Raw genomic sequence first — 24234 nt, 5'->3', positions numbered from 1 at the left:
ATCAAGAAAACTGTCACGGAGGTACGGGTATGAACTCGAACACCAGGCCGCTGCCGCCGGCCTCGGCCACCGCGCTCGCCGAGCTGATGGCCGGCACGCTGCCCGATCCGTCGAGCGTGTCGGCCTCGGCGCTCGACCTCGCGGATCGGGTCCGCGATCTGGTCGAGGCGGTGGTGTGGACGGACGTCGACGCGGCGGTACGCGCGGACGCGGCCCGGCGGATCGCCGAACTGACCGCGGAACTCGGCGCCGCCCGCCGCGACCGCGCGGTCTCACTGATCCGGCATCCGGACGGCCGGCTGGAGCACCTGACCCAGATGGGCTCGGGCCGGCTCAACCCGCAGGCGCCCCGGCTGGTCTTCGCCGACGTCGCGGCCGGGCCCGAGCCGGGCGCCGAGCCGGAATCGGTGGAGATCCACGCCCGTTGCACGCTGACCGCGGCGCACGGCGGCCCGCCCGAGCGCGCGCACGGCGGCATCGTGGCGGTGCTCCTTGACCAGCTGCTCGGCGTGGCCGCGGCCGCGGCGGGGGCGCCCGGGCTGACCGCGGGCCTGGACGTGCGCTACCGCCGGGCCACGCCCTACGACGCGCCGCTGGAGCTGACCGGCCGCTGGACCGGCCGCGACGGCCGCAAGAGCTTCGCGACCGGCGAGATCCGCGCCGCCGGGGTGGTCACCGCCGAGGCGACCGCGGTCTTCATCGCCGAACGCCGCCGCTGATCGGGCCCGGCAGCCGGTCCGGGATCACACCACCGCGGGCGGGGCCTGGGTCTCGCTGACCATGGGGCGCCCGGCGGCCTCCCACGCCAGCATCCCGCCGTCCACGTTGATCGCGTCCCAGCCCCGCTCGCCCAGGTAGTGGGTGACCTGCGCGGACCGGCCGCCGACCCGGCACATCACATGGACCCGGGTGTCGTGCGGCACCTCGTCGATCCGCTCCAGGAGCGTGCTCATCGGGATGTGCCGGGCGCCGGCCACATGACCGGCGTCCCATTCGTGCACCTCCCGTACGTCCAGGACGAAGGCGTCGTCAGGGACCGCGGCGGCAGGCACGGCCGGCGGGGGCGACTGGTGCATCGGATCTCCGGGTGGTCGGGCGCCCGGAACCCGTCCGGCCGCGCTCATCGCACATTGTCGGTCATCGGCGCCGCGCGCGGGCACCGCGAAAGCACGAACCGGCCACTCGTCACCCCCGACCCGGGCGCGAAGCGCCGCCCGGTACGACGCGCGCCGGCGTCGTGAACGGCACCCCGCCCGGGCCGACGGGCCCGGCCGGGCCCAAAACCGCACCGGCCCGAAGCGCAGCGCCCGGCATCCGCCCGCTCAGGACTCGACCAGCGTCCCGAGCACCTTCTCCTTCTCCGCGATGTCGTGCAGCAGCTGATCGGCCAGGTGTTCCAGGAGCCCGTCCGGGTCCTGGGGGGCGAGCTGGAGCAGTTGCCCCATCGCGCCCTCCATCAGCTGCTCGCGCTGCGTGGCCAGCTCGGTGCGCCGGTGGGTGAGCCAGGCCAGCCGGCTGCGCAGCCACTGCCCCCGGCTCTCCGCGTCGTGACCGATCGCCCCCTCCGGGGAGGTGGCCCATTCCGTACCCAACGAAAGCAGCTCGGTCACGTCGCCGCGCGCGTAGGCCGCGTTGACCCGGGCGATGAACGCGCCGCGCCGCTGCTTTTCCTGCGGATCCTGGACCAGGTCCGGGTGCGCCCGGCGGGCCAACTCGCGAAACAGCTTGCGCGCCTCGGCGCCCGGACTGACCCGGTGCACCTCCGGCACCGGCATCGGCTCCTCGGCCGCCGTGCCGTCCTCGGCCCCGGCGGCGCCGGTCGCCCCGTCCAGGGCGCCCAAAAGCGAGTCCAAGTCCGGCATGTCCGTGACCACACCACGCAATTCGACCGCACGCCGGATGTCCGCGGGATCACCGGTGTGCGCCGCGATCGCCTCCGCGATCAACGCGTCCAGCTCGTCGAGCCGCTCGTAGAGCGGGCCGAGTCGGCGGTGGTGCACGATCGCCAGGTTGTCCAGCTCGACCTGAAGGGTCGTCACATCCACTTCGTCGTCGAGCAACGCGGTCTCCGCGGCGGCGACCTGTCGTTCCAACTCGGCGATTTCGGGGTCCGACCAGGGGGTCGGCGCGCTGACCTCGTCCATCACGTCCCTTGTGTGCTGTTCTGTTCCCGCGCGACACCGGCCGGCGGGCGCGTCTGCCGGACTTTGAAGATCAAATCACTCGCAACACCCCCCAGCAGCCTATGTGGTAGGGCAGCATGGTCAGGCCGTCCCTGGCCAGTCGATCCAACAAAGCAGTTGGCTAGAGGGGATAAGATCCAGCCATGCCGCCCGACACCGCACGCACCCGAGCCAAACTTCTCGACGCCGCCCGCGCGGAGTTCGCCGAGCACGGCATCGCCGGCGCCCGCGTCGACCGCATCGCCCTGCGCGCCGGGGTGAACAAGGAGCGCATCTACGCGTACTTCGGCAACAAGGAGCAGCTCTTCCAGCACGTGCTGACGGAGTCGCTCCAGGAGCTCAACACGGTCGTCACCATGCCCAACGACGACCCGGCCGAATACATCGCCCAGGTCTACGACTTCTACTGCGCCCGCCCGGAGCTGCTCCGGTTGCTGGTGTGGGAGGCGTTGTACTACGGCCACGACCCGGTTCCGGACGAGGAGCGGCGAGTCACGAGCTACGCCGCGAAACTTCAGGAATTCGCCGATCACCTCGGCGTGAAGCCCTCGCCCGACGTCGCCCAACTGCTCTTCTCGCTCATCGGCGTCGCCGCCTGGCAACAGACGATGCCGCAGATGTCGCGGGTACTGATCGGGGCCGACTCGGAATCCGAGGAGGCCCGGGCGAACCGGCGCAAGCACCTCATCGAGTTCACGCGAGCGTCCATCGCGTCGATGAAGCAGTCATAGTGCGCACGGCCGGATGAAGGGTCCACCCTTCATCCGGCAAGCGAGCGAAGCAGCGAACGAAACACCGCACGCAGCAACGACGTGTCCGCCTTCCCGATCCGCTCCCCCCGGGGGAAGAGGACACACCAGAGGTTCCGCTCGACCCAGAACCCCCGCCGCACCCGCCGCCGCCTCATCCCCCCCGAAGCGGAGGCCGCACCGGTGACCCCGGTCGCGCGTGCGGAGCACGACGCCCTCGTGCGCGGCAACGCGCACGAGGGCGGTGCCGCCTCGCTCAGACCCCGGTCTCGGCGGGCAGCCGGCCCGACCGGACCGCGGCGAGCAGTTGTTCGTGGTCCGCCTCGGTGCGATCCGCGTAGCGCACCGCGAACCGGGCGAACGCGTCCTCGAGCCGATCGTTCTTCCCGCAGTAGCCGGCGAGCACCTTCGGGTCCACCGAGTGGCTGTGCGCCCGGGCCAACAGCGCGCCGGTCATCCGCGCGTAGTCGTCCATTTCGTGCGCGGCCAGCACACTCGCGTCGATGCTGCCCTTCATATTGCGGAACCGGCGCACCATGAACGCGCGCCCCTCGATCGAGGTCCAGCCGAGCAGCGAATCGGTGCCCGCCTGCATCCACTTCTGCCCGACCACCACCCGCCGCCCCTCGTGCTCGACCCGGGTGGCCGGCAGGTGGGGCGCCAGCGCCGACGGCCGCGCCTCCTTGACCTGGAGCACCAGCGGCTCGTCGCCGTTGCCCAGCAACAACACCACATACGCCCGGGTGCCCACGCTGCCCGTGCCCACCACCCGAAACGCCACGTCCTCGACCGCGAACCGGGCCAGCAGCGGGCGGCGTTCGGTGGAGAGGGTGTCCACATAGCTCTCCAGGCCGCCGGCCACGGCGCGGGCGACCTCGTCGTCCACCGCGGTGAGCACCGGCGGTTCGGGGACGAAGTGCCAGGTGCCGTCGGATCGGCGCCGGGTCGCCTTGGCCGCGAACCGCGCGCTGGTGTTGCGCCGGGCCTTCGCGGTGACCTGCGCCAGCAGGCCGGACAACTCGCTCGCCTGCGCGTGTGTCACCAGCGAATCGTCGGCGATCGTGTCCCAGGCCTGGAGCACCGGCATCCGGGCCAGCAGCGCCATCGTCCGGCGATACGAGGCGGCGGCGTCGTACGCGGCCGTGCGGCACGCGTCCGCGGCCAGCCCGCCGACCCGCCCGGCCACCACAAGGGAGGCGACCAAGCGCTTGAGGTCCCACTCCCACGGGCCCTGCACGGTCTCGTCGAAGTCGTTGAGGTCCATCACCAACCGACCCTCGGCGGTGCCGAAGACCCCGAAGTTGGCCGCGTGCGCGTCACCGCATATCTGTGCGGTCAGCCCGGTCGCCGGCGCCGCCGCCAGGTCCGCCGCCATCAACCCCGCCGAGCCGCGCAAAAACGCGAACGGCGAGGCCACCATCCGCCCGATCCGCAACGGCACCAGGTGCTCGAGCCGCCCGGCGTTGGACCGCTCCACGCTCTCCACCACGTCGGGCCGATCCACCGCGGGCTCGAACACCGCGTGCGCGGCCCGGGACACCCGCTCCCGCAGACCCTTGCCCAGCGCCCTGGACGCCACGTCCGACCTGTCCCGAAAACCCGGAACGACGAATTCCCGCCCCATCGAAGCCCCCGACATGTACCGATCCTCCCCGGAGCCGGCCCACGAACACAGCCGAGCCGGCAAAAACGGACATCCCAAAACAGACATAAAGAAAGGCCCCAGGTCGATGACCTGGGGCCTTTGCTCGGTGCGCGAGGGGGGAGTTGAACCCCCACGCCCTTTCGGGCACTGGAACCTGAATCCAGCGCGTCTGCCTATTCCGCCACCCGCGCGAGCAATCAAAGATTAGCACGGGCCCGAGACCCATTACGAATCCATACCCGCAGGCCCCATCGCTCACACCATGAGCACCCGTACGGACACTCAGCGCAACCAACGGTTCATCTTTGTGTACCGGGATCCCCACGACCCCCGCCTCTCCGGCATGCTTGCCCTGCACCGTACGGTGAACGGGCTTCGACCCGGGCCACGCACACGGTCGCGGCACAACTACTGCAAGCGAGCCACCGAGGGGTCGACAGGGTGTAGGAATCCCTGTGAAAGCCAACACTCCTTACAGTGGCCACGGTAGGGAACCGCGCCCGTTTCCCACGCGTGGATACGATCAGTGAGCAGACTGTAGGACCGGACCGGCCGATCGCGTACGGAAGGAGGTGCCCGTGGGTCCCCTGAAGAAGTTCGAGCAACGGCTCGAGGGCCTGGTCAACGGCGCCTTCGCGAAGGCGTTCAAGTCGGATGTCCAGCCCGTCGAGATCGCCAGTGCGCTCAAGCGCGAGTGCGACAACAACGCGACGATCTGGAATCGTGACCGAACCATGGTCCCGAACGACTTCGTCGTCGAGCTCGGCCAACACGACTATGAGCGCCTGAGCCCGTACGTGCAGCAACTGGGCGGCGAGCTGGCCACCGTGGTGCGGGACTACGCGCAACAACAGCGCTATTCCTTCATCGGTCCGGTCGAGGTCCACTTCGAGCATGCCGACGATCTGGACACGGGTCTGTACCGTGTGCGCAGTCAGGCACTCGCGGGCAGTCAGTCGCACCTCGAACAGCAGCAGCCCCCACCACCAGCGCCCTTCCCGGGCGGGGGGCCGCAACCCGAGCAGCCACCACAGGGTTATGGATACGGTCGACCCGGCGGGCCACCCCCGCCCGGGGTGCCCGCACCACCGCCCTTCGGCCCGCCGGGAACCCCGGGAACGCCGACTCCGCCCCGGCCGCAGCCGGGCGAGCAGGCGGCCTACGGCCAGAATCCGCCGCCGGCACCACGGCTGCGTACCTGGCTGGAGGTCAACGGGGTGCGTCACGAGCTCACTGCCCCGGTCGTGAAGTTGGGCCGCAGCACCGATGTGGAAGTTCGCGTGGACGATCCGAGCGTCTCGCGGCACCACGCCGAGATCCGCATCGGCGCTCCGGCGTCGATCACGGACCTCGGTTCGACCAATGGGATCGTCGTCGACGGCCAGCACTGCCAACGTGCCGGCCTCCGTGACGGATCACGCATCGTGCTCGGCAGCACCACTGTCGTGTTCCGCCAAGCCGAGGGGTGACAACGGGCGCATGTCTGAGCTGACCCTCACCGTTATGCGGTTGGGTTTCCTCGCTGTGCTGTGGTTGTTCGTGATCGTCGCCGTACAGGTGATCCGTAGCGACCTCTTCGGCACACGCGTGACCCAACGACCCGCGCGGCGCAGAACCGCCGCGCCCGCCGCCGGCGCGGGAGGTGCCGCTGCGCCTCAGCAGGCGCAGCCGGCCCCGCCCCCGCAGCGGCAACAGACCAGGCCGCGCCGCGGCCAGCGCAACACTCCCAGCAAGTTGGTGATCACCGAGGGCTCGCTGACCGGCACGACGATAAATCTGACGGATCAGCAGATCACCATCGGCCGGGCGCACGACTCGACCATCGTGCTCGACGACGACTACGCGTCCAGTCGGCATGCCCGCATCTACCCTGCGCCCGACGGCAGCTGGGTGGTCGAAGACCTCGGGTCGACGAACGGTACCTACTTGGACCGTACGCGCCTGACCGGTCCGACCCCCGTGCCGCTCGGTGCGCCGATCCGTATCGGCAAGACCGTTATCGAGCTGCGCAGGTAGCCTGAATGAGCCTCTCTCTCCGCTTCGCCGCCGGATCCCACAAGGGCATGATCCGAGAAGGCAACGAGGACTCCGGCTATGCCGGCCCTCGCCTGCTCGCGGTCGCCGACGGCATGGGCGGGCAGGCAGCGGGCGAAGTCGCCAGCTCCGAAGTCCTGTCCACGATCGTCGAACTCGACGAGGACGTGCCCGGAGCCGATCTGCTGGACGCGCTGCGTTCGGCGGTCGATCGCGCCAACGACCGACTGCGTGTGATGGTCGACGACGATCCCCAGCTCGAGGGCATGGGGACCACGCTGACCGCGCTGTTGTGGACGGGGAGCCGACTCGGCCTCGCGCACATCGGCGACTCCCGTGCCTACCTCCTGCGTGACGGCGCCCTGGAGCAGATCACCCAGGACCACACGTGGGTGCAACGCCTGGTCGACGAGGGTCGGATCACCGAGGAGGAGGCCGACCACCATCCGCAGCGCTCGCTGCTGATGCGCGCCCTGGACGGGCGCGGAAGCGTCGAGCCGGACCTGTCGGTACGCGAGGCCCGGCCCGGGGATCGTTACCTGATCTGCAGCGACGGCCTGTCGGGGGTGGTCAGCCGGGAGACGATGGAGGCCACCCTCCTGACCTACGGCAACCCCGGCGACGCGGTGCAGGAGTTGATCCAGCTCGCGCTGCGCGGCGGCGGCCCGGACAACATCACCTGCATCGTCGCCGACGTGGTGGACCCGGCCGATCAGCCCTCGGACAGCCCGATCGTGGTCGGCGCGGTCGCCACCGTGGTGGACGAGACCTCGACACTGCCGACCACGCCCGCGTCCCGGGCCCGGGAGTTGACCGCCGGCGAGTACGAGACCGAGGCCCTGGTCGCCGAGCCGGGCAGCCGGCGCAAGCCCAAGCCCCGGTCCACGCTGCGCAAGACGCTGCCCATCTGGGGCGGTGTCGCGGTCCTGGTGGCCGCGCTCGGCGGCGCGTACTACTGGACCCAGACGCAATACTTCGTGGCCGACAAAGGAGATCACGTCGCGATCTACCGGGGGATCGACGCGAAGGTCCTGGGCGTGAACCTGGCGAGCACCTACCAGAGTTACGACGACCTCAAGCTCACGATGATCGGCCAGACCAACCGGGACGCGGTCAACAGCACGCTGGACGTGGCCGGTCTGACCGAGGCGCGACACACCATCGACCGGCTCAAGCGGCAGGCCGACGTGTGCCGCAGGTCGTACGCGGCGGACGACGCGAAGAAGATCGAGGGCGGCGCCGTTCCCGGCGCCCAGCCCGCAGGCAGCCCGGACCTGTTCCCGCAGCAGAACCAGGGCCTGCCGGCCACGCTGCAGAGCCCGAACACGATCGGCAAGCACACCCCGACCACCGCCTCGCGCAGCGGCCGGAACTCGACCGCGCCGCCCGCCACCGACCCGAGCGGCAAGAACAAGGGCACCTCGACCACGTCGCCGACCGGCTCGACCAACTCCACGCCACCACCGAGTTCGCCGCCACCGGCGGCGGCGGCGTCCGAGACCCCCGGATCCGGGCTCTCCCCGGAGGACGCCGACCTGGCCAAACAGTGTTATCCGCGACCGGCCGGAACCACCGGAACGAACTGAGGGGAGCGCCGTGAGCAACACGACGATCACCCCCCAAGCCGCACCGAACCGGCGCAACACCGAGCTGATGATGCTCGGCTTCGCGGTCCTGGTGCCGATGCTGGCCTATGCCAACGTGGGACTGGCGGGGGACGGGTCACTGCCGCTGGTCAGTGTGCTCAAGTACGGATTCGGCCTCGGCGTCTTCGCGTTCGGCGCGCACCTGCTGGTGCGCAGGTTCGCCCCCTACGCCGACCCGTTGTTGTTGCCGTTGGCCACGTTCCTCAACGGCATGGGCCTGATGTTCATCAATCGGCTCGACCTGGACATCGTCAAGGGGGTCGGCCTGCCGGCCGGCAAGCACGGCACCGCGGCGGCCGGTTCGCAGCTGATGTACTCGGCGATCGGCATCGCGCTGTTCGCCGGCGTGGTGATGCTGCTGAAGGACCATCGCCTGCTCCAGCGCTACACGTACACGTTCATGGCCCTCTCGCTGGTCCTGCTCGTGTCGCCGATCCCGTTCCCCGGCGACATGTACGGCGCGAAGATCTGGATCCGGCTCGGCCCGTTCAACTTCCAGCCCGGCGAGTTCACCAAGATCGTGCTGACGATCTTCTTCGCCGGCTACCTGATGGCCAAGCGCGACGCCCTCGCGCTGGCCAGCCGCAAGGTGATGGGGCTCTACTTCCCGCGTGGTCGGGACATGGGCCCGATCGTGGTGGTCTGGCTGCTGAGCATCCTGATCCTGGTGTTCGAGCGTGACCTGGGCACCTCGCTGCTGTTCTTCGGCCTGTTCGTGGTGATGCTCTACGTGGCCACCGAACGCACCAGCTGGCTGCTGTTCGGCCTGATCATGGCGGTCGGCGGGGCGGTCGTGGTGGGCACCCTGGAGCCGCACGTGCACGACCGGGTGGCGGCCTGGCTGGATCCGCTGGCGGTCTACGACGGTTCCGGCTCGGTGCAGTCCGATCAGGTGGCCCAGGCGCTGTTCGGCTACGGCACCGGCGGTCTGCTCGGCACCGGCCTCAACCAGGGCCACCCGACCGAGATCGGCTTCGCGGCGCGCAGCGACTTCATCCTCACCACGGTCGGCGAGGAACTGGGCCTGGCCGGGATGATGGGCCTGTTCATGGTCTACGCGCTGCTGATCGAACGTGGCCTGCGCACCTCGCTGGCCGCGCGCGATCCGTTCGGCAAGCTACTCGCGGCCGGTCTGTCGGTCACCATCGCGCTCCAGGTGTTCGTGGTCGCGGGCGGGGTGACCGGCCTGATCCCGCTCACCGGCATGACGATGCCGTTCCTGGCCCAGGGCGGCTCGTCGGTGATCACCAACTGGGCGCTGGTGGCGATCCTGATCCGGATCAGCGACACCGCCCGCCGACCCGCGCCGGCGGCCGGGGTGTTCGACCCGGGCGCGGGCGTGGCCCCCCGACGCGGCTCGCGCGCGTCGGGCCGGGACGGCACCCCCGCCAGCGGCAACACGCCGCCGCCGAGCTCGACGCCGGCCGACGGCTCGAGCGCGCCCGATCCCGAGGCGCTGACCGTGGCGGGCGGGGTGCCCGGCGGACCGGCGCCCGCGGCCGGCTCCGGCACACCGGCGAGACCATTCGTTCCCCCGCCGAACTCCGGCGGCGGAACACCGTACGGCCCACCGGGCCAGAGCGGATCCGGCGGGCCGCAGTCGTGACGGCCGCCGCAACGCACGCCCAGGGGAGGGACATACCGTGAACAAGCCTTTGAGGCGGGTCTCCGTCTTCTGCCTGATCCTGGTCGCGGCACTGATGCTGCGGGCCAACTGGGTCCAGGTCGTCAAGGCCGACGACTACGCGACCAACAGCCACAACAAGCGGGCGACCTACGAGAAGTACTCGCACCCGCGCGGCGACTTCCTGGTCGAGGGCAAGCCGATCACCGCGTCGGAGAAGACCGACAACAAACAGTACGAATACGTCCGCAAGTACCTCTACGGAAAGATGTACGCGCCGGTCACCGGCTACATCTCGCCGTACGTCGACAGCAACTTCCTGGAGAAGCTCGACGACGACATCCTCAGCGGCAAGGACAGTCGGCTGTTCGTCCGCAAGGTCTTGGACACGGTGACCAACAAGGGCACCCGCGGCGGCAACGTCGCGCTGACGATCAACGCCAAGGCGCAGGAGGCCGCGTTCAACGGCCTCGGGGACAAGACCGGCGCCGCGGTGGCGCTCGATCCGGACACCGGCAAGGTGCTCGCGATGGTCAGCACGCCGTCCTACGACCCGAACGTGCTCGCCACCAACGACCGCAACGCGGCGGCGAAGGCGTACGACGCGCTCACCCTGGACAAGGACCCCAAGCGCAAGACGCCGGACACCAACTTCGACCCGAAGATGCCGATGGACAACCGGGCGATCCGGTACACCTACGCACCCGGCTCGACCTTCAAGCTGGTCACCGCCGCGGCGGCGCTGTCCTCGGGTCAGTTCAAGCCGGACACGGTGCCGAACGTCCCGCTCAAGGACGGCAAGCTGTTCTACCCGAACTCGAACATGGCCCTCCCGGACTCGCACCCCGCGGACTGCGCCGGCGCGTCGTTGCAGAGGGCCCTGGAGCTGTCCTGCAACACCGTGTACGCCAGCGTCGGCCAGCAACTCACCGAGGAGAAGGTCAAGGCGCAGGCCGACGCGTTCGGCTTCAACAACTTCGGCAAGGGCATCAACCAGAACCCGCTCGACATCCCGAGCCGGGTCACGCCCAGTGTGTTCCCCCCGGGACTGGACCAGGCCCAGCTGATGCGTTCGTCGATCGGCCAGGAAAGCGTGGCCGCGTCGCCGATGCAGATGGCCATGGTCGCCGCCGCGATCGCCAACAACGGCAAGGTCATGAAGCCGTATCTGGTGGACGAGCTGCGCGCGCAGAACCTCTCGGTCCTGGAGAAGACCCAGCCCGAGATGCTCAGCCAGGCGGTCACCCCCGAGGTCTCCGCCCAGCTGCGGGACATGATGCAGGGCGTGGTCAACAACGGCACCGGCAAGCCGGCCGCGATCCAGGGCCTCGAGGTCGGTGGCAAGACCGGTACCGCGCAACAGGGCTTCAACAACGGCAAGAAGCCCTACGCGTGGTTCGTCTCCTACGCCAAGGGCGCCGACGGCAAGAAGGTCGCCGTCGCGGTCGTGGTCGAGCCCGACGACAACATCCAGCGCGACGACATCGCCGGCGGCGTGCTCGCCGGTCCCATCGCCAAGGCCATCATGGAAGCCGTGGTCAAGAAGTGAGCCATGGCACACGACCCCACCAATCGTCACTGCGACCACTACTGCAATCAGATATCGACGTGCCCTCGTGACTCGGGTGTGACGGCCCGCCGGGCCGACACACCGGTACCGTGTCGGAGAACGCGCCGGACCGCTCGGGCAACCGCCCCGGTCCCGGCCGGCCGAAGACCGAAGGCCGTGGACCGGTAAGGGAAGGGCTGGAAGTTATGGAAGAGCCGCGTCGCCTCGGCGACCGGTACGAGATCGGCGCGGTCCTCGGCCGTGGTGGCATGGCCGAGGTGTACATGGGCCGTGACATTCGTCTGGGACGCAGTGTGGCGGTCAAGACACTGCGCGCCGATCTCGCCCGTGACCCTACGTTCCAGGCCCGGTTCCGACGCGAGGCGCAGTCCGCGGCCTCGCTGAACCACCCGGCGATCGTCGCGGTCTACGACACCGGCGAGGACTACATCGACGGGATCTCGATCCCGTACATCGTGATGGAGTACGTGGACGGCTCGACACTGCGCGAGCTGCTGCACTCCGGCCGTCGGCTGTTGCCCGAGCGTGCCCTGGAGATGACCGCCGGGGTGCTCCAGGCGCTGGAGTACAGCCACCGCAACGGCATCATCCACCGCGACATCAAGCCCGCCAACGTCATGCTGACGCGGCAGGGCACGGTCAAGGTGATGGACTTCGGCATCGCGCGCTCCATGGCCGACAACGGCATGACCATGACGCAGACCGCGGCCGTGATCGGCACCGCCCAATACCTCTCCCCGGAGCAGGCCCGCGGCGAGACGGTGGACGCGCGTACCGACCTCTACTCCACCGGCTGCCTGCTCTACGAGCTGCTCACCGAGCGTCCGCCGTTCATCGGCGACTCGCCGGTGGCGGTGGCCTATCAGCACGTCCGCGAGGACCCGCTGCCGCCGAGCACCTTCGACCCGGAGGTCTCGCCGACGATCGACTCGATCGTGCTCAAGTCGTTGGCCAAGAACCCGGACAACCGCTACCAGAGCGCCGACGAGATGCGCGCCGACATCGAGCGGGCCCTGCACGGGCTCCCGGTGGGCGCGCCGAGCGTGATGGCCGCGCCGATGGGGGCCGACCCGGCGACGCAATACCTCCCGCCGACCGCGGGTGGGGCGACCCAGGTCATCCCGGCACACGGACAGGGGCCGGCCACCGGGCAGTACCAACTCGACGACAACGATCGGCGCCGCAACGAGCCGAAGAAGTCCAGGGGCGGCGCCTGGATACTGCTCGCGCTGGCCTGCGTCGCGGTCCTGGTCGCCGCGTTCTTCATCGGCAAGACCCTGATGGGCGGCGGCGAGGACAAGTCGGCGGCGACCCCGTCGCTGATCGGGATGAACCAGGAGCAGGCCACCAAGGCGGTGGACAACGCGGGCTTCAAGCTCAATCCGAACGACGACCCGGCGAAGTGCCCGGACGGCGCCACCGGGGTGAAGGGGAACATCTGCAAGCAGACCCCCGAAGCCGCGACGAGCGCCAAGAAGGGCGACACCATCCAGGTCTGGTTCTTCGGCGGGCCGAAGAAGACCAAGGTCCCGCCCGGCCTCAAGGGCGCCACCGCGGACGAGGCCACCAAGAAGCTCAAGGACGCCAACCTGGTGGCGGAGGTGCAGAGCACCCAATCGCAGACCGACTGTGTGCGCGATCGGGTGTGTTCGGTCAGTCCCGATTCCGGTGCCGACATCAGCGAGGGCGAAAAGGTCACCCTGACCATCTTCACCGGCAAGCCACAGCACGACGTGCCGAACGTGATCGGCCAGACGTTCGACGACGCGCAAACCGTGCTGAAGAACCTGGGCTTCAATGTCACCAAGAGCGAGGTGTACAACGACAAGCCGGCAGGCCAGGTGACCAACCAGACCGGCAAGAACACGAAGCTCGCCGAAGGTCAGACCGTCAACCTCACCGTCTCCAAGGGCCCGCCGCCGGCCAGCTCGCCGCCGCCGACGCAGCCGGCGGGCACCCCCGGCGGCAACACCGGCAACTCGAGCCCGCCCCCCTCGGGCGACAACCGCGGCGGTGCCAACGGCAACCCGATCGCGGGCGCCGACCTGCGTGGCGGCCACGGCGGCTGGACCAACTAGGCCCGGCCGAACGCGTCGGACACATCACGGGCCGAGGCCCCGGGAGCTGATCGTTCCCGGGGCCTCGGCCCGTTTCCGACCCGCTCGGGCTCAGCCCGCCGGCGACACGATCGCGGCCAGTCGGGCCGGCGCGGCGGCGGCCGGGGAGTGCTCGGGGGCGCAGAAGACGTGCACCTCGAAGGCGGTCTCGCCGGTGGGAGCGGGCACCTGCAACGTTTCGTAGTCCAGGTGCAGCAGGCCGACCACCGGATGCCGGATCTGCTTCCGACCCGCTCCGCAGACGAGTACCTTGCCGGTGGCCCAGATCCGGCGGAAGTCGGGACTGCGCGTGGACAGCTCGGTGATCAGCGCGGCCAGGTCCGCGTCGTCGGGGTAGCGTCCCGCGGCGACCCGCAGCCGGCCCACCGCGTCCTCCGCGCGCTCCTCCCACTCCGGGAACAGGACCCGGGCGCCGGGGTCGAGAAGAGGAACCTGGCGTTGTTCCGGTCGCGCCGGTCCGGGTCGGCCGGGCCGCCGACCAGTTCGGCGCCCAGTGCGTTCCAGGCCACCACGTCGAGGCGGTGGTTGGTGGCGAAGGCCGGCAGCCGGGTCATCGAGTCCAGCACCTGCCGAAGCAGCAGGCTGACCGGGAACGCCGGCGCGGGGCCGCGGCGGGCGACGGCCAGGGTGATCAGGTGCCGGTGCTCCGCCACGTCCAGGCCGAGGGCCCGGGCGAGCGCGTCGAGCACCTCGGGGGAGGGTTGGGTGGCCCGGCCCTGTTCCAGGCGTACGTAGTAGTCCACGCTGATCCCGGCGAGCTGGGCCAACTCCTCGCGGCGCAGCCCCCGGACCCGGCGCCGGCCGCCGGCGACGAGGCCGACCTGCTCCGGTGCGACGCGCCCGCGGCGGGCGCGCAGGAAGGCACCCAGGGCCCGCCCGGTGTCGCCGATTCCGTCCACCCCGGCGGGCTCCTCGGTGCCCTCGTCGACGGCCTGTGCGCGCTCGATGCGCTCGACCCCGTTCATGGGTTCAAGTATGCGCGGCCCCACTGCGGCGGCCGAGTGGTCCTGGGAGTACCAGGAATGCCGTTCCACCGGTTGCGCCGGGTCCTGGCTACCCGGTCGCGGCCGGGAGAACGTGGGGACATGAGCGAATCCACGCCGCCGCGGCCGAAGCCGAAAAAGGTCCTCGTCGTCACCGCCCACCCCGATCCCCTTTCGCTCAACGCCGCGTTGGCCCGCTTCGCGGTCGAGGAACTGCGCACGGCCGGGCACGAGGTGCGGGTGTCCGACCTCTACGCGATGAAGTGGAAGGCGGTGGTGGACGCCGACGACTTCCCCGAGCACGTCGCGGCCGGCCGCCCGGACGTGCTGGGCACCTCGCAACGGGCCACGCCGGCCGGGCGATTGGCGCCGGAGATCGCCGCCGAGCAGGAGAAGCTGCGCTGGGCGGACGCGGTGATCCTGCAGTTCCCGATGTGGTGGTTCGGCGCGCCGGCGATCCTCAAGGGCTGGTTCGACCGGGTGTTCACCGCCGGGTTCGCCTACGGCCCGAAGGTTGCCCCGCCGTACACCGAGGGCCCACTGGGCGGTCGGCGGGCGCTGGTGTCGGTCACCGTCGGGGCCCGCGAGACGTCGTTCTCCGACCGAGCTCGATCGACTCTCCCGGGGGACCGCGATCGGCTTTCGGACCGGGGCTTTCGGTATTGGTCGGGCCCTCGGCCCACCTGTTATTGTCGAGCCCAACCCGACCGCGGCGTCCCGGACGTGCGGACAGGTGCACGAACGTCACTCGCAGGACGGAGAGGCCACGCTGATGAAGAAGCTGATCCTGGTGGCTTTGGCTGCTGTAGGCGGCCTGTTGGTCTACCGGCAGATCCAGGCGGATCGCGCCGAGCAGGATCTGTGGACCGAGGCGACGGACGCGGTTCCGGCGGGCGCTCCCACCCGCTGAACAGATCCTGTGGGCCGACCCCGCAGAGGCTTGAACCCACCCGGGGAATGGGATGTTTCACGTGAAACGCCCCATTCCCCAGGTGCGTTATTCGTGACCGCCGAACCCGATCTCCGCTAATCTGGTACGGCATCGAGGGGCCTTAGCTCAGCTGGTAGAGCGCTGCCTTTGCAAGGCAGATGTCAGGGGTTCGACTCCCCTAGGCTCCACATGATCGGATCCCGCCGACTGTGACGACACAGTCGGCGGGATCCTTTTTGCTGCCCGAATCAGACGGCTTCCAACGAGAACAGACCGGCCCGCGTGGCGGATTGCACGATGTGCGCCCGCTCGACGGTCGATGGCTCAGTCGGTGTCCGGGTCCGGCCGCTCGGAGCGGAACTCGTCCGCCGGCTTGGCCTCGTTGTCGCGCGACTCGGCGGGCTGCGGTGTGGTCGCGGAACCCTGGTACGCCCCGTCCGGCTCGTCGGTCAGCCACTGCGGCCGGGCGTTGCGTCGGCGCCACCAGTTCAGGGCCGCGAAACCGCCACCGGCGACGACCGCGAGCAGCAGCAGGCGCCGGCCTCGTCGCCGCCCCCGGCACTGCTTCCGCCGATCGATCTCGGCCAGGTCCGCCGCCGTCACCTCGCCCTTGATCGCCGACAGTGCCGCGCCGGCCCGCAACCGGGCCTCGTCGCGCACCGGTTCGGCCGCGATCCGGGCCTGGTCGACCGCCAGATACACCCGCGGCGCCACCTCGTGCCGGACCCGATGCCGCGCCACCTCGACGGCGTGCTCGACGCGCGGCCCGGCCGTCTCCCTCGCGTGCGCCAGGGCGGGGACCACCCGCTCCCGGGTGGCCTCGACCGCGCGCTCTCGGGCCGTTCCCGCGTAGTGGGCCGCCGCGTCCCTGGCGTGCGCGGCGTGCGGGGCGAGCCGCTCCCTGGTCTTGCCGGTCGCCTCGCGGACCGGATCCATGCGGGTCACGACATCCTCCTACTCGCCGGGGTCATCCGCTACCTCTTCCCGACGATCCGGGGATCATGCGCCACTCGTCGCCCGCAGGTCCGTACGGTGGAGTGGTGCCGACGGCGGTCTCGTGGTCGGGGTCGGTCGCGGCATGCGAGGATTTCGAGGATCGAGCAGACCGTCCGTGTAACCGTTTGGGTAACCGTAGGGAAGGCGCAGCAGTGGCCGAGGAACTTTTCGCCACCATCAAGACCAACCACGGGGACATCCGCATCCGGTTGTTCCCGAACCACGCACCGAAGACGGTCGCCAACTTCGTGGAACTCGCCCAGGGGCAGCGCGAGTGGGTCCACCCCGGCAATGGCGAGAAGACCACCGCTCGCCTGTACGACGGCACGGTGTTCCACCGGGTGATCGCGGGATTCATGATCCAGGGCGGTGACCCGCTGGGCACCGGCACGGGCGGCCCGGGCTACCGCTTCGCCGACGAGTTCCACCCGGACCTGCACTTCGCCAAGCCCTACCTGCTGGCGATGGCCAACGCGGGACCGGGCACCAACGGGTCGCAGTTCTTCATCACCGTGGACGCCACCACGCACCTCAACCGCAAGCACACCATCTTCGGCGAGGTCGCCGACGCGGAGGGCCGCAAGGTCGTCGACGCGATCGCCGGCACCCCGACCGACCTGCGCGAGCGACCCACCGCCGAGGTCGTGATCAACTCGGTCGAGGTCGAGACCGTCAAGTCCTGAACCCCGACGCGGGCCGGCGCCTTCGGGTCCCGGTCCGCGTCGCGTTGTCGAAGGTGAGCATGAGTCCCGACGAGCAGCAGCCGGGCGCGACCGGGCCGACCGGGCCGCCCGTGTGTTACAGGCATCCCGACCGGGAGTCGAACATCCGCTGTACCCGCTGCGAGCGGCCGGTCTGCGGCGATTGCATGGTGAGCGCGTCCGTCGGCTTCCAATGCCCGGACTGCGTACGCCAGGGCGGCCGCCGGGTGCGCGAGGCCCGCACCGTGGCCGGTGGTCGGGTCGTGCCCACATCCGCGAGCGCGATCGTGACCAAGACGCTGATCGGGCTCAACCTCGCGGTCTTCGTACTGGTCCTGGTGATCGGCAACAACTTCGTCGACCGGATGCTCCTGTTCGGCCGCTTCTTCATGGGCGGCCGGTGGCAGGGGGTCGCCGAGGGCCAGTGGTATCGCCTGCTCACCGCGACGTTCCTGCATCAGCAGTTCTGGCACATCGCGCTGAACATGGTCGGCCTGTGGATGCTCGGGCCACCCCTCGAGGCCGCGCTCGGGCGGACCCGGTTCATCGCCCTCTACCTGGTCTCCGGGCTCGGCGGCAGCGCGACGTCGTATCTGATCGCCGATCCGCACCAGGGCTCGCTCGGCGCCTCGGGGGCGCTGTTCGGCTTGTTCGGCGCGATGATCGTGCTCGGCCGCCGGTTGAACCACGACCTGCGCCCGCTGGTCATTCTGCTCGTGCTCAACCTGATGATCACGTTTCTCAACATGGGCACGATCGACTGGCGCGCGCACATCGGCGGGCTGATCACCGGCACCCTCGCCGCGATCGGGCTGGTCTACGCGCCGCAGCGCAATCGCACGCCGATCCAGGTCGGCAGTCTGCTCGCGGTGTCGGCGGTCATCGTGGCCGTCGTGCTGATCCGGACCGCGCAGCTCGGCTGACCGGGCCGCTGCTCCGAACGATGGCGCGGTGAATCATGCTAATGACCCAGAGTGATGAATCCGGGATGCGAGCCGTGACCCGCATCCCGGTCGCTCGTTGGACCGTAAAGGGTTATCCACAGGATCTGCCGAGTTATCCCCACTGTGGATAACTCTGTGGAGTCTTCCGTGGAAAACTCGCTGAGCTGCGCGAACGCGCTACTTCCACTGCGTGGACACACCGAAGCCGGCGGCGATGAAGCCGAAGCCGACGACGATGTTCCAGTTCTTCAGGGACTCGATCGGGAAGCGCATGTCGGTCACGTAGAAGACCACGATCCACAGCAGGCCGATCGCGAAGAGAGCCAGCATGAACGGCGCCACCCAGCGGCGCGAGTCCAGCTTTATGGTCGTCTTCTTGGGCGGCGGCGGGGTGAAGTCGTCCTTCTTACGGATCCGGGACTTCGGCACGAGAGTCTCTCCTGTCGATGTAGCCGGACGAGTGGGTGCGCAGCACACGCGACACGATCCGGTGATGTGTCGGTTAGCGTAGTCGCTGTCAGGTCCGGAAGGAGGGTACGGCGACGTGCGTATCTCCGCCATGCGGCCATCCGGGATGTCCTGGCGAGCGATCGTACCCCGGTTGTCCGCTCTTGTGGTTTTCGCCCTGGCCGGGCTGCTGTTCTGGATCAGCGCCGACACCTCGCACGGCACCAATCTGCGCAGCGACGCGCAGATGCTCCGGCTCTCCGACGTGATCCGCGACCAGGGCCGGCGCAACGAGGGCGCCCAACAGGATCTGTCCAAGCTGCAGAAGGACGTGGACTCGCTCGTCCAGGAGCAGGCCAACGACCCCCAGGCGCGCGGCCGGATCGACGCGGTCGCGGATCCGGCCGGGGTGACCCCGGTGTCCGGCGAGGGGCTGACGGTGACCTTGACCGACGCCCCGCCGGACGCGAAGTCGCGGGTGCCCGGCGTGCGCGAGCCCACCGCGGACGACCTGGTCGTGCACCAGCAGGACATCCAGGGTGTGGTCAACGCGCTGTGGAGCGGCGGCGCGCGGGCGATCCAGATCATGGACCAGCGGGTGGTGGCCACCTCCGCGGTGCGCTGCGTCGGCAACACGCTGATCCTGCACGGCCGGGTCTACTCGCCGCCGTACGTGATTTCGGCCGTGGGCGACACCAATGTGCTGCGTCACGCGTTGGAACAGAGCAAGAGCGTGTCCAACTACACGGACTACGTGCAGGCGTTCGGGCTCGGCTGGAAGGTCGAGGAAAAGAAGCGCCTCGATGCGCCGGGGTACACCGGCCCCCTGGGTCTGGAGTATGCGAAAGTCTCCGGGACGTGATCGCCGGCAATGCACCGAGGGGAGTCTGACGGCAGTGTTGCGGACCACGATGCGTGGCCTCGGCGAGGTCTTCATCACGCTGGGCGTCGTCATCCTGTTGTTCGTCGTCTACCAGCTCTACTGGACCGGGGTGCTGGCCGATCGGGCCCGGGCGGACGAGATGCGCAAGCTGGAGGCGGCCCGCAAGCGGATCGTGGCGACCGTGCCCAAGGACATCCCGATCGCGCAGACCCCCAAGCAGGCGCCCTACGAGGACGGCGAACCGTTCGGCACGATGTACGTGCCGAGGTTCGGCTCCGACTGGTACAAGACGATCCGCCCCGGGGTCTCGCCGCACGAGCTGCAGAAGGGCCTGGGCTGGTACAAGGGCAGCGCGCAGGCGGGCGAGGACGGCAACTTCGCGATCGCGGGGCACCGCAAGACCTACGGCGACCCGTTCCTGAACGTGCCCAAGCTCCAGGTGGGCGACAAGATCGTGATCGAGGGGATCACCGAGTGGTTCGTCTACTCGATCGACAAGCCGGTCAGCCTCAGCGGTGACAAGGCGGTGCTGAAAACCGTCCCCGAGGACGTGCACGTGCTCGACCCGGTGCCGGAGAAGGCCTATACGACGCCCGGGAAATACATCACCCTGACCACCTGCGAACCTGAGTTCGGCAGCACGCACCGATTGATCGTCTGGGGCCATCTCGAGTCGCGCACGCCACTGGCGGCCGGCAAGCCGGCGGCGTTGCAGGGATGAACGAGGTGCGGGGATGAGCGAGTCGAGCCGCGCTGGCGGCGAGCGAGAGAGGGCCTGGGCCTGATGTACGGCTGGATCTGGCGCACTCTGCCGGGCAACGTGTGGGTGAAGCTGGTGCTTTCCCTGGTCCTGGTGTTGGCGATCGTGTACTCGCTGTTCACGTGGATCTTCCCGTGGGCGGAACCGCTGCTGCCGTTCAGCGATGTGACGGTCGATCAGCAGCAGAACGGGACGAACACCACCGGGCCCGGCGGCACCCCGCGCCCGGCCGGTGCGACGTCCCCGGCATCGCTGCCCGCAGGAGGACTGCCCGGATGAGCGCGCGCATTCTCGTCGTGGACAACTACGACAGCTTCGTTTTCAACCTCGTGCAATACCTGTACCAACTCGGCGCGACCTGCGAGGTCCGGCGCAACGACGCGGTGACCGTCGAGGAGGCCGAGGAGTTCGACGGCGTCCTGCTCTCGCCCGGTCCCGGCACACCCGAGGGCGCCGGGATCTGCATGGAGATGGTCCGCCGCGAGGGCGGCCGGGTGCCGGTCTTCGGCGTCTGCCTGGGGATGCAGGCCATCGCGGCGGCGCACGGCGCTACCGTTGGCCGGGCACCCGAGCTCTTGCACGGCAAGACCAGCCCGGTGGTGCATGAGGGGGCGGGCGTCTTCGCCGGCCTGCCGTCGCCCTTCACCGCGACGCGCTATCACTCGCTCGCGGTGGATCCGGACACGATTCCGGCCGAACTGGAGGTGACCGCATGGACCGGGACCGGCGTGATCATGGGCCTGCGGCACCGCGACCGACCGGTCGAAGGCGTGCAGTTCCACCCGGAGTCGGTGCTGACGGAGTACGGCCACCGGATGCTGGCGAACTGGCTGGTGGCCTGCGGGGACCCGACGGCGCCGGCCCGCTCGGCGGGACTGGCTCCCGTCGTCGGGCGCACGCCGCTCCCGGCCTGACCGACGCGCCGATACCCGACAGCGGGTACGGATCGGGCGAGATCGCGCCGTACGCGCCCGGGGAGTACACGGGCGACCTGGTCGAGCCCGGCTTCGCGGCGCCGCCCACAGCGGCCCTTCCCGCCGTTTCGGAACCGAATCCCGGTGGTCGGGCGGCCCGGCGGCGGGCCGCGCAGGCCCGGTTGGCCGAAACGCGGTCGGAATCGACGGTACACATGCCGGCCGCGCCACCGTTGGCGCCGTCCCGGATCGTGCCGGACCCCAGGCTCGCGGAGCCCTCGCCGGTCGAGCCCGCGGCCGACTTGGACGCGTGGTTTCGGGCCGACGCGGGTGTGGGGCCCGCCGGTTCGACAACCGAGCCGATCGGCGCCGCGGCGTCCTTGTCGGCCACGGCCACGGCCTCGGTGGCGGGTCCGGCGGTCGAGGGCGCGGCGGTTCCCGGTGGGCGGGCGGCTCGGCGCAGGGCACAGCAGCGGCGAAAGCCCGGCCGGGCGGCCCCGTCCCGGCCGCCGGCGGGCCCGACCGGTGCCGCGGTCGCCGAGGGCGCCGGTCGGGCCGCGCGGCGGCGGGCGGCCAAGCCGTCGCCGGCCTCGCGGGTGCTCACCATCGGTGCCCGGCTGGTCGGCGAACTCGCGATGACCGTGGGCGTATTGCTGGTGCTGTACGTGGTCTACCTGACCTGGTGGACCAACATCGTGGCGGAGCAGCACGCCAAGAGCGAGGCGCACGACATACAGCAGAGCTGGAACACCGCGCCGGGGCAGGTCGATCCGCGCAACCCGGGCCAATACGTCGCGCCGAACAAGGGCTTCGCGCTGATGTACATCCCCCGGATCGGGATGGAGAAGCAGGCGATAGCCGAGGGCACGGATCGGGAGAAGGTGCTCAACAACGGCCTGGTGGGCCACTACAGCGACCCGAAGACCGCGATGCCGTGGGACGCCCAGGGCAACTTCGCGGTGGCCGCGCACCGCGACGGGCACGGCCAGCCGTTCCACGACATCAACAAGCTCAAGCCCGGCGACAAGGTGGTCGTGGAGACCGCGACCACGTACTTCACCTACACGATCGACGCGGACCTGCCGCAGACCTCGCCGAAGCACATCGAGGTGATCGATCCGATCCCCGACAAGGGCCCGTACAAGCAGCCCGGCCGCTACCTCACGCTGACCACGTGCACCCCCCAGGGGACCTCGACGTATCGGCTGATCGTCTGGGGCCATCTGGAGGAGGAACGACCGCGCGCCCAGGGCAAACCGGACGCGCTGCTGGCCGCGGCCAAGTGACGGTGCATCACATTCCGGTCTCCGGGTCCTGACCAAACTGCTTGTCTGTGCCAAGCTGTCGGCTCATGGGCGTTGTCGTGCGCAAGACGATCCGGGTCGGGGCGGAACTCCTGCTGACGCTCGGCCTGATCGGTCTGCTGCTGTGTGTACACCAGCTTTACTGGACCAACTTCGAGGCCCGGGCCGAGGCCCGCAGCGAAGTCGAACAGCTGCACCGGGACTGGGCCCGCGCGGACACCGAACCGCCCGCGGCGGCGGCACCGACCGAGGTCCTGGACGGCCCCACCGATGTCAGCGTCGACGGCGGCAAGGACGGCCAGAAGGTGCCCGGTTCGCCCGGCAGCATCCGCGGCGAGACGATCGCGATCCTGTGGATCCCCCGGTTCGGCTCGGACTGGGCCCAGCCGATCATCGAGGGCTCGAGCCTGGACTCGCTGTCCAAGGGCGTCGGCCACTACACGTACCCGCCCTACATCGGCCCCGGTGGCCCGGGCAACTTCGGCCTCGCGGGCCATCGCAACGGCCACGGCGAGCCGTTCCGCCACCTGAACCAACTCAAGGCGGGCGACAAGGTGGTCGTCGAGACCAGGACCCAGTGGTTCACCTACACGATCGTCAAGGGCCCGTTCATCACCAAGCCCTCCAACGGCTCGGTACTGACCGCCCAACCCCCGGACCTGGGCGGCCCGTCCGGCCGCCGGCTGATCACCCTGACCACCTGCGACCCGGAGTTCACGTCCAAGAACCGAATGATCTACTGGGGCGAACTCACCGTCACGGACCAAAAGCAGGGCAACAAAAGCAAGCCGGCGGCCCTGAATCGCTCCTGAAGCACCCCCGAAGACGCCGCAAAACGCTCAAGGGCACCTTTCCGGAAGCCGGGAAGGTGCCCTTGATCTGCACTTGCGAGAGTGGGCCTAACAGGACTTGAACCTGTGGCCTCTTCCTTATCAGGGAAGCGCTCTAACCGTCTGAGCTATAGGCCCGCGTGCGTGCTCGAAGAGCGTACCGCACCGCTTGCCCGCCACCAAAATCCTTATGGCCTGCCCCATGACCTGCCCCGGAACGCGGTCAGTCCTCCTCGGCCAGGGTGACCTCGATGCCGCCGGTGAACGAGGCGGTGAGGTTGTAGAGGAACGCGCCGAGGGTGGCCAGCGCGGTGACCAGGATGACGTCGACGATGGCCACGATGCCGCTGAAGAACATCGTGTTCTTCAGCGACAGGAAGTGCTGGAGGTCGAAGCCGGAGTTGGTCTCCGACTGGGTCGCCTCCTTGACCGTCTTGCCGACCGAGGCGAACACGCCCAGTCCGTCGAGCACCAGCCACAACACGGTCACCGCGACCATCAGCACCACACCCAGTGCCAGGGACAGCAGGAAACCGACCTTCATCACCGACCACGGGTCCACCCGCGCCGCGCGCAACCGCGCCCGTCGGGTGCGCGCGCTCCGGATCGGCCCCTCCGGCCCGGTCCGCCCCTGCTGCGCCATGGGCTGCCCCACCTGGTGAGCGCTCGACGGGACCCCGCCGGCCGGGGTGCCCCGGCTCGGACGTGGCGTGGTGATCGTGCCGCCGCCCGGTGGCCGGGCGGCCTGCCTGCCGTTGACCGGGGCCGGCGGCCGCTCCGAGCCCTCGCCCGCCGGAGCGAAAGGGGACGCGAACGGGGTGGGCCCCGCGGGACGCGACGGCTGGGCCGCCGCGTCCCGGGCGGGAGCGGACACGTTCGCGGGGGGTGGGGCGACCGGCCTCGGCGGCACCGGCCCGGTGGGGGGCGGTGCCGCTTCGCCGCGGCCCGTGTTGTCAGCGCGCCCGCCGGCGGC

At 69.9% G+C, this 24234-nt stretch carries 23 protein-coding genes, 3 tRNA genes and 2 pseudogenes; 19 read left to right on the top strand and 9 right to left on the bottom strand.

Translation table 11 applies throughout. The features are described from left to right. The first annotated feature begins 29 nt into the window (after positions 1-29). Positions 30-719 carry a PaaI family thioesterase gene (locus ABIA38_RS04475; RefSeq protein ID WP_424637056.1) on the top strand — a complete coding sequence of 230 codons (690 nt, stop codon included), beginning with the start codon at positions 30-32 and terminating at the stop codon, positions 717-719. 24 nt (positions 720-743) lie between these two features. Here ABIA38_RS04475 and ABIA38_RS04470 read toward each other — a convergent pair whose 3' ends face one another. Further along, positions 744-1076: a rhodanese-like domain-containing protein gene (locus ABIA38_RS04470; RefSeq protein ID WP_424637055.1), complete on the bottom strand. Its 333-nt coding sequence runs from the start codon at positions 1074-1076 to the stop codon at positions 744-746. A gap of 246 nt (positions 1077-1322) precedes the next feature. Continuing rightward, positions 1323-2144, bottom strand: coding sequence for a hypothetical protein (locus ABIA38_RS04465; protein ID WP_424637054.1), 822 nt, complete (start codon positions 2142-2144; stop codon positions 1323-1325). A gap of 182 nt (positions 2145-2326) precedes the next feature. Between ABIA38_RS04465 and ABIA38_RS04460 the strand changes: the two genes are divergently transcribed. Next, positions 2327-2914, top strand: coding sequence for a TetR/AcrR family transcriptional regulator (locus ABIA38_RS04460; protein ID WP_161358939.1), 588 nt, complete (start codon positions 2327-2329; stop codon positions 2912-2914). Between the two features lie 274 nt (positions 2915-3188). Here the strand turns inward: ABIA38_RS04460 and ABIA38_RS04455 are convergent, their stop codons facing one another. Together ABIA38_RS04455 and ABIA38_RS04450 are read right to left on the bottom strand one after the other, a co-directional pair. Next, a complete protein-coding gene (locus ABIA38_RS04455) occupies positions 3189-4571 on the bottom strand; it encodes a DUF2252 domain-containing protein (RefSeq protein WP_424637053.1) in 1383 nt (460 codons plus the stop codon). A gap of 113 nt (positions 4572-4684) precedes the next feature. Continuing rightward, positions 4685-4768 (bottom strand) — tRNA-Leu (locus ABIA38_RS04450). A 387-nt stretch (positions 4769-5155) separates the two neighbouring features. Between ABIA38_RS04450 and ABIA38_RS04445 the strand changes: the two genes are divergently transcribed. The 6 genes from ABIA38_RS04445 (at position 5156) to pknB (ending at position 13529) form a co-directional block, all read left to right on the top strand. Further along, positions 5156-6046: an FhaA domain-containing protein gene (locus ABIA38_RS04445; protein ID WP_424637052.1), complete on the top strand. Its 891-nt coding sequence runs from the start codon at positions 5156-5158 to the stop codon at positions 6044-6046. A 10-nt stretch (positions 6047-6056) separates the two neighbouring features. Then, entirely contained in the window at positions 6057-6593 is a 537-nt protein-coding gene (locus ABIA38_RS04440; protein WP_424637051.1) for an FHA domain-containing protein FhaB/FipA, read from the top strand. Positions 6594-6598: 5 nt separating this feature from the next. After that, positions 6599-8197 (top strand): PP2C family protein-serine/threonine phosphatase, encoded by a 1599-nt coding sequence (locus tag ABIA38_RS04435; protein WP_424637050.1) that lies wholly within the window; start codon positions 6599-6601, stop codon positions 8195-8197. After that, positions 8163-9863 (top strand): FtsW/RodA/SpoVE family cell cycle protein, encoded by a 1701-nt coding sequence (locus ABIA38_RS04430; RefSeq protein ID WP_424637182.1) that lies wholly within the window; start codon positions 8163-8165, stop codon positions 9861-9863. Before ABIA38_RS04435 ends, ABIA38_RS04430 begins: the two co-directional genes overlap by 35 nt. 37 nt (positions 9864-9900) lie before the next feature. Further along, complete coding sequence (locus ABIA38_RS04425; protein ID WP_424637049.1) at positions 9901-11430, top strand: peptidoglycan D,D-transpeptidase FtsI family protein; 1530 nt, start codon at positions 9901-9903, stop codon at positions 11428-11430. Positions 11431-11636: 206 nt separating this feature from the next. Then, positions 11637-13529 carry a Stk1 family PASTA domain-containing Ser/Thr kinase gene (pknB, locus tag ABIA38_RS04420; protein ID WP_424637048.1) on the top strand — a complete coding sequence of 631 codons (1893 nt, stop codon included), beginning with the start codon at positions 11637-11639 and terminating at the stop codon, positions 13527-13529. Positions 13530-13619: 90 nt separating this feature from the next. Here the strand turns inward: pknB and ABIA38_RS04415 are convergent. Beyond that, positions 13620-14533 (bottom strand): annotated as a pseudogene (locus ABIA38_RS04415) (helix-turn-helix transcriptional regulator). Positions 14534-14590: 57 nt separating this feature from the next. Between ABIA38_RS04415 and ABIA38_RS04410 the strand changes: the two are divergent. From ABIA38_RS04410 to ABIA38_RS04400, 3 genes and pseudogenes are all read left to right on the top strand, one after another. Next, positions 14591-15148, top strand: a pseudogene (locus ABIA38_RS04410) (NAD(P)H-dependent oxidoreductase); the annotation flags it as partial. A 175-nt stretch (positions 15149-15323) separates the two neighbouring features. Beyond that, positions 15324-15461, top strand: a complete 138-nt coding sequence (locus tag ABIA38_RS04405; RefSeq protein WP_424637181.1) for a DLW-39 family protein — start codon at positions 15324-15326, stop codon at positions 15459-15461. Positions 15462-15597: 136 nt separating this feature from the next. Continuing rightward, positions 15598-15670: transfer RNA gene (locus ABIA38_RS04400), tRNA-Ala, on the top strand. Between the two features lie 136 nt (positions 15671-15806). Here ABIA38_RS04400 and ABIA38_RS04395 read toward each other — a convergent pair. Beyond that, entirely contained in the window at positions 15807-16418 is a 612-nt protein-coding gene (locus tag ABIA38_RS04395; protein WP_424637180.1) for a DUF5324 family protein, read from the bottom strand. Positions 16419-16630: 212 nt separating this feature from the next. On the opposite strand from ABIA38_RS04395, the gene ABIA38_RS04390 reads away from it, so the two are divergent. Beyond that, on the top strand, positions 16631-17161 hold the full coding sequence (locus ABIA38_RS04390; RefSeq protein WP_424637047.1) for a peptidylprolyl isomerase: 531 nt from the start codon (positions 16631-16633) through the stop codon (positions 17159-17161). A 59-nt stretch (positions 17162-17220) separates the two neighbouring features. Beyond that, complete coding sequence (locus tag ABIA38_RS04385) at positions 17221-18102, top strand: rhomboid family intramembrane serine protease (protein ID WP_424637046.1); 882 nt, start codon at positions 17221-17223, stop codon at positions 18100-18102. A gap of 198 nt (positions 18103-18300) precedes the next feature. On the opposite strand, the gene crgA is transcribed toward ABIA38_RS04385, so the two are convergent. Continuing rightward, entirely contained in the window at positions 18301-18552 is a 252-nt protein-coding gene (crgA, locus tag ABIA38_RS04380) for a cell division protein CrgA (RefSeq protein ID WP_355530707.1), read from the bottom strand. A gap of 130 nt (positions 18553-18682) precedes the next feature. Between crgA and ABIA38_RS04375 the strand changes: the two genes are divergently transcribed. The 6 genes from ABIA38_RS04375 (at position 18683) to ABIA38_RS04350 (ending at position 23243) form a co-directional block, all read left to right on the top strand. Beyond that, positions 18683-19432: a DUF881 domain-containing protein gene (locus ABIA38_RS04375; RefSeq protein WP_424637179.1), complete on the top strand. Its 750-nt coding sequence runs from the start codon at positions 18683-18685 to the stop codon at positions 19430-19432. Between the two features lie 34 nt (positions 19433-19466). Next, positions 19467-20174 carry a class E sortase gene (locus ABIA38_RS04370; RefSeq protein WP_424637045.1) on the top strand — a complete coding sequence of 236 codons (708 nt, stop codon included), beginning with the start codon at positions 19467-19469 and terminating at the stop codon, positions 20172-20174. Between the two features lie 63 nt (positions 20175-20237). Beyond that, complete coding sequence (locus ABIA38_RS04365; RefSeq protein WP_424637044.1) at positions 20238-20492, top strand: hypothetical protein; 255 nt, start codon at positions 20238-20240, stop codon at positions 20490-20492. After that, positions 20489-21127: an aminodeoxychorismate/anthranilate synthase component II gene (locus tag ABIA38_RS04360; RefSeq protein WP_424637043.1), complete on the top strand. Its 639-nt coding sequence runs from the start codon at positions 20489-20491 to the stop codon at positions 21125-21127. Before ABIA38_RS04365 ends, ABIA38_RS04360 begins: the two co-directional genes overlap by 4 nt. Before the next feature lie 215 nt (positions 21128-21342). Then, a complete protein-coding gene (locus tag ABIA38_RS04355) occupies positions 21343-22413 on the top strand; it encodes a class E sortase (RefSeq protein WP_424637042.1) in 1071 nt (356 codons plus the stop codon). 65 nt (positions 22414-22478) lie between these two features. Further along, a complete protein-coding gene (locus ABIA38_RS04350; protein WP_424637041.1) occupies positions 22479-23243 on the top strand; it encodes a class E sortase in 765 nt (254 codons plus the stop codon). Positions 23244-23325: 82 nt separating this feature from the next. Here the strand turns inward: ABIA38_RS04350 and ABIA38_RS04345 are convergent. Beyond that, positions 23326-23399 (bottom strand) — tRNA-Ile (locus tag ABIA38_RS04345). Positions 23400-23484: 85 nt separating this feature from the next. Next, entirely contained in the window at positions 23485-23904 is a 420-nt protein-coding gene (locus ABIA38_RS04340; protein ID WP_424637040.1) for a DUF3566 domain-containing protein, read from the bottom strand. Positions 23905-24234 lie beyond the last annotated feature (330 nt).

The organism is Embleya sp. AB8 (assembly GCF_049739465.1).
Lineage (GTDB): Bacteria > Actinomycetota > Actinomycetes > Streptomycetales > Streptomycetaceae > Embleya.
This window is presented reverse-complemented; position numbering and strand designations above follow the sequence as displayed.

What these genes read in the sequence shown, in the direction of transcription:
- ABIA38_RS04475 (WP_424637056.1), top strand. Translation starts at nt 30, where the DNA reads ATGAACTCGAACACCAGGCCGCTGCCGCCGGCCTCGGCCACCGCGCTC.
- ABIA38_RS04470 (WP_424637055.1), bottom strand. Translation starts at nt 1,076, where the DNA reads ATGCACCAGTCGCCCCCGCCGGCCGTGCCTGCCGCCGCGGTCCCTGAC.
- ABIA38_RS04465 (WP_424637054.1), bottom strand. Translation starts at nt 2,144, where the DNA reads ATGGACGAGGTCAGCGCGCCGACCCCCTGGTCGGACCCCGAAATCGCC.
- ABIA38_RS04460 (WP_161358939.1), top strand. Translation starts at nt 2,327, where the DNA reads ATGCCGCCCGACACCGCACGCACCCGAGCCAAACTTCTCGACGCCGCC.
- ABIA38_RS04455 (WP_424637053.1), bottom strand. Translation starts at nt 4,571, where the DNA reads ATGTCGGGGGCTTCGATGGGGCGGGAATTCGTCGTTCCGGGTTTTCGG.
- ABIA38_RS04440 (WP_424637051.1), top strand. Translation starts at nt 6,057, where the DNA reads ATGTCTGAGCTGACCCTCACCGTTATGCGGTTGGGTTTCCTCGCTGTG.
- ABIA38_RS04435 (WP_424637050.1), top strand. Translation starts at nt 6,599, where the DNA reads ATGAGCCTCTCTCTCCGCTTCGCCGCCGGATCCCACAAGGGCATGATC.
- pknB (WP_424637048.1), top strand. Translation starts at nt 11,637, where the DNA reads ATGGAAGAGCCGCGTCGCCTCGGCGACCGGTACGAGATCGGCGCGGTC.
- ABIA38_RS04405 (WP_424637181.1), top strand. Translation starts at nt 15,324, where the DNA reads ATGAAGAAGCTGATCCTGGTGGCTTTGGCTGCTGTAGGCGGCCTGTTG.
- ABIA38_RS04395 (WP_424637180.1), bottom strand. Translation starts at nt 16,418, where the DNA reads ATGGATCCGGTCCGCGAGGCGACCGGCAAGACCAGGGAGCGGCTCGCC.
- ABIA38_RS04385 (WP_424637046.1), top strand. Translation starts at nt 17,221, where the DNA reads ATGAGTCCCGACGAGCAGCAGCCGGGCGCGACCGGGCCGACCGGGCCG.
- ABIA38_RS04375 (WP_424637179.1), top strand. Translation starts at nt 18,683, where the DNA reads ATGCGGCCATCCGGGATGTCCTGGCGAGCGATCGTACCCCGGTTGTCC.
- ABIA38_RS04365 (WP_424637044.1), top strand. Translation starts at nt 20,238, where the DNA reads ATGTACGGCTGGATCTGGCGCACTCTGCCGGGCAACGTGTGGGTGAAG.
- ABIA38_RS04360 (WP_424637043.1), top strand. Translation starts at nt 20,489, where the DNA reads ATGAGCGCGCGCATTCTCGTCGTGGACAACTACGACAGCTTCGTTTTC.
- ABIA38_RS04355 (WP_424637042.1), top strand. Translation starts at nt 21,343, where the DNA reads ATGCCGGCCGCGCCACCGTTGGCGCCGTCCCGGATCGTGCCGGACCCC.
- ABIA38_RS04350 (WP_424637041.1), top strand. Translation starts at nt 22,479, where the DNA reads ATGGGCGTTGTCGTGCGCAAGACGATCCGGGTCGGGGCGGAACTCCTG.
- ABIA38_RS04340 (WP_424637040.1), bottom strand. Translation starts at nt 23,904, where the DNA reads ATGGCGCAGCAGGGGCGGACCGGGCCGGAGGGGCCGATCCGGAGCGCG.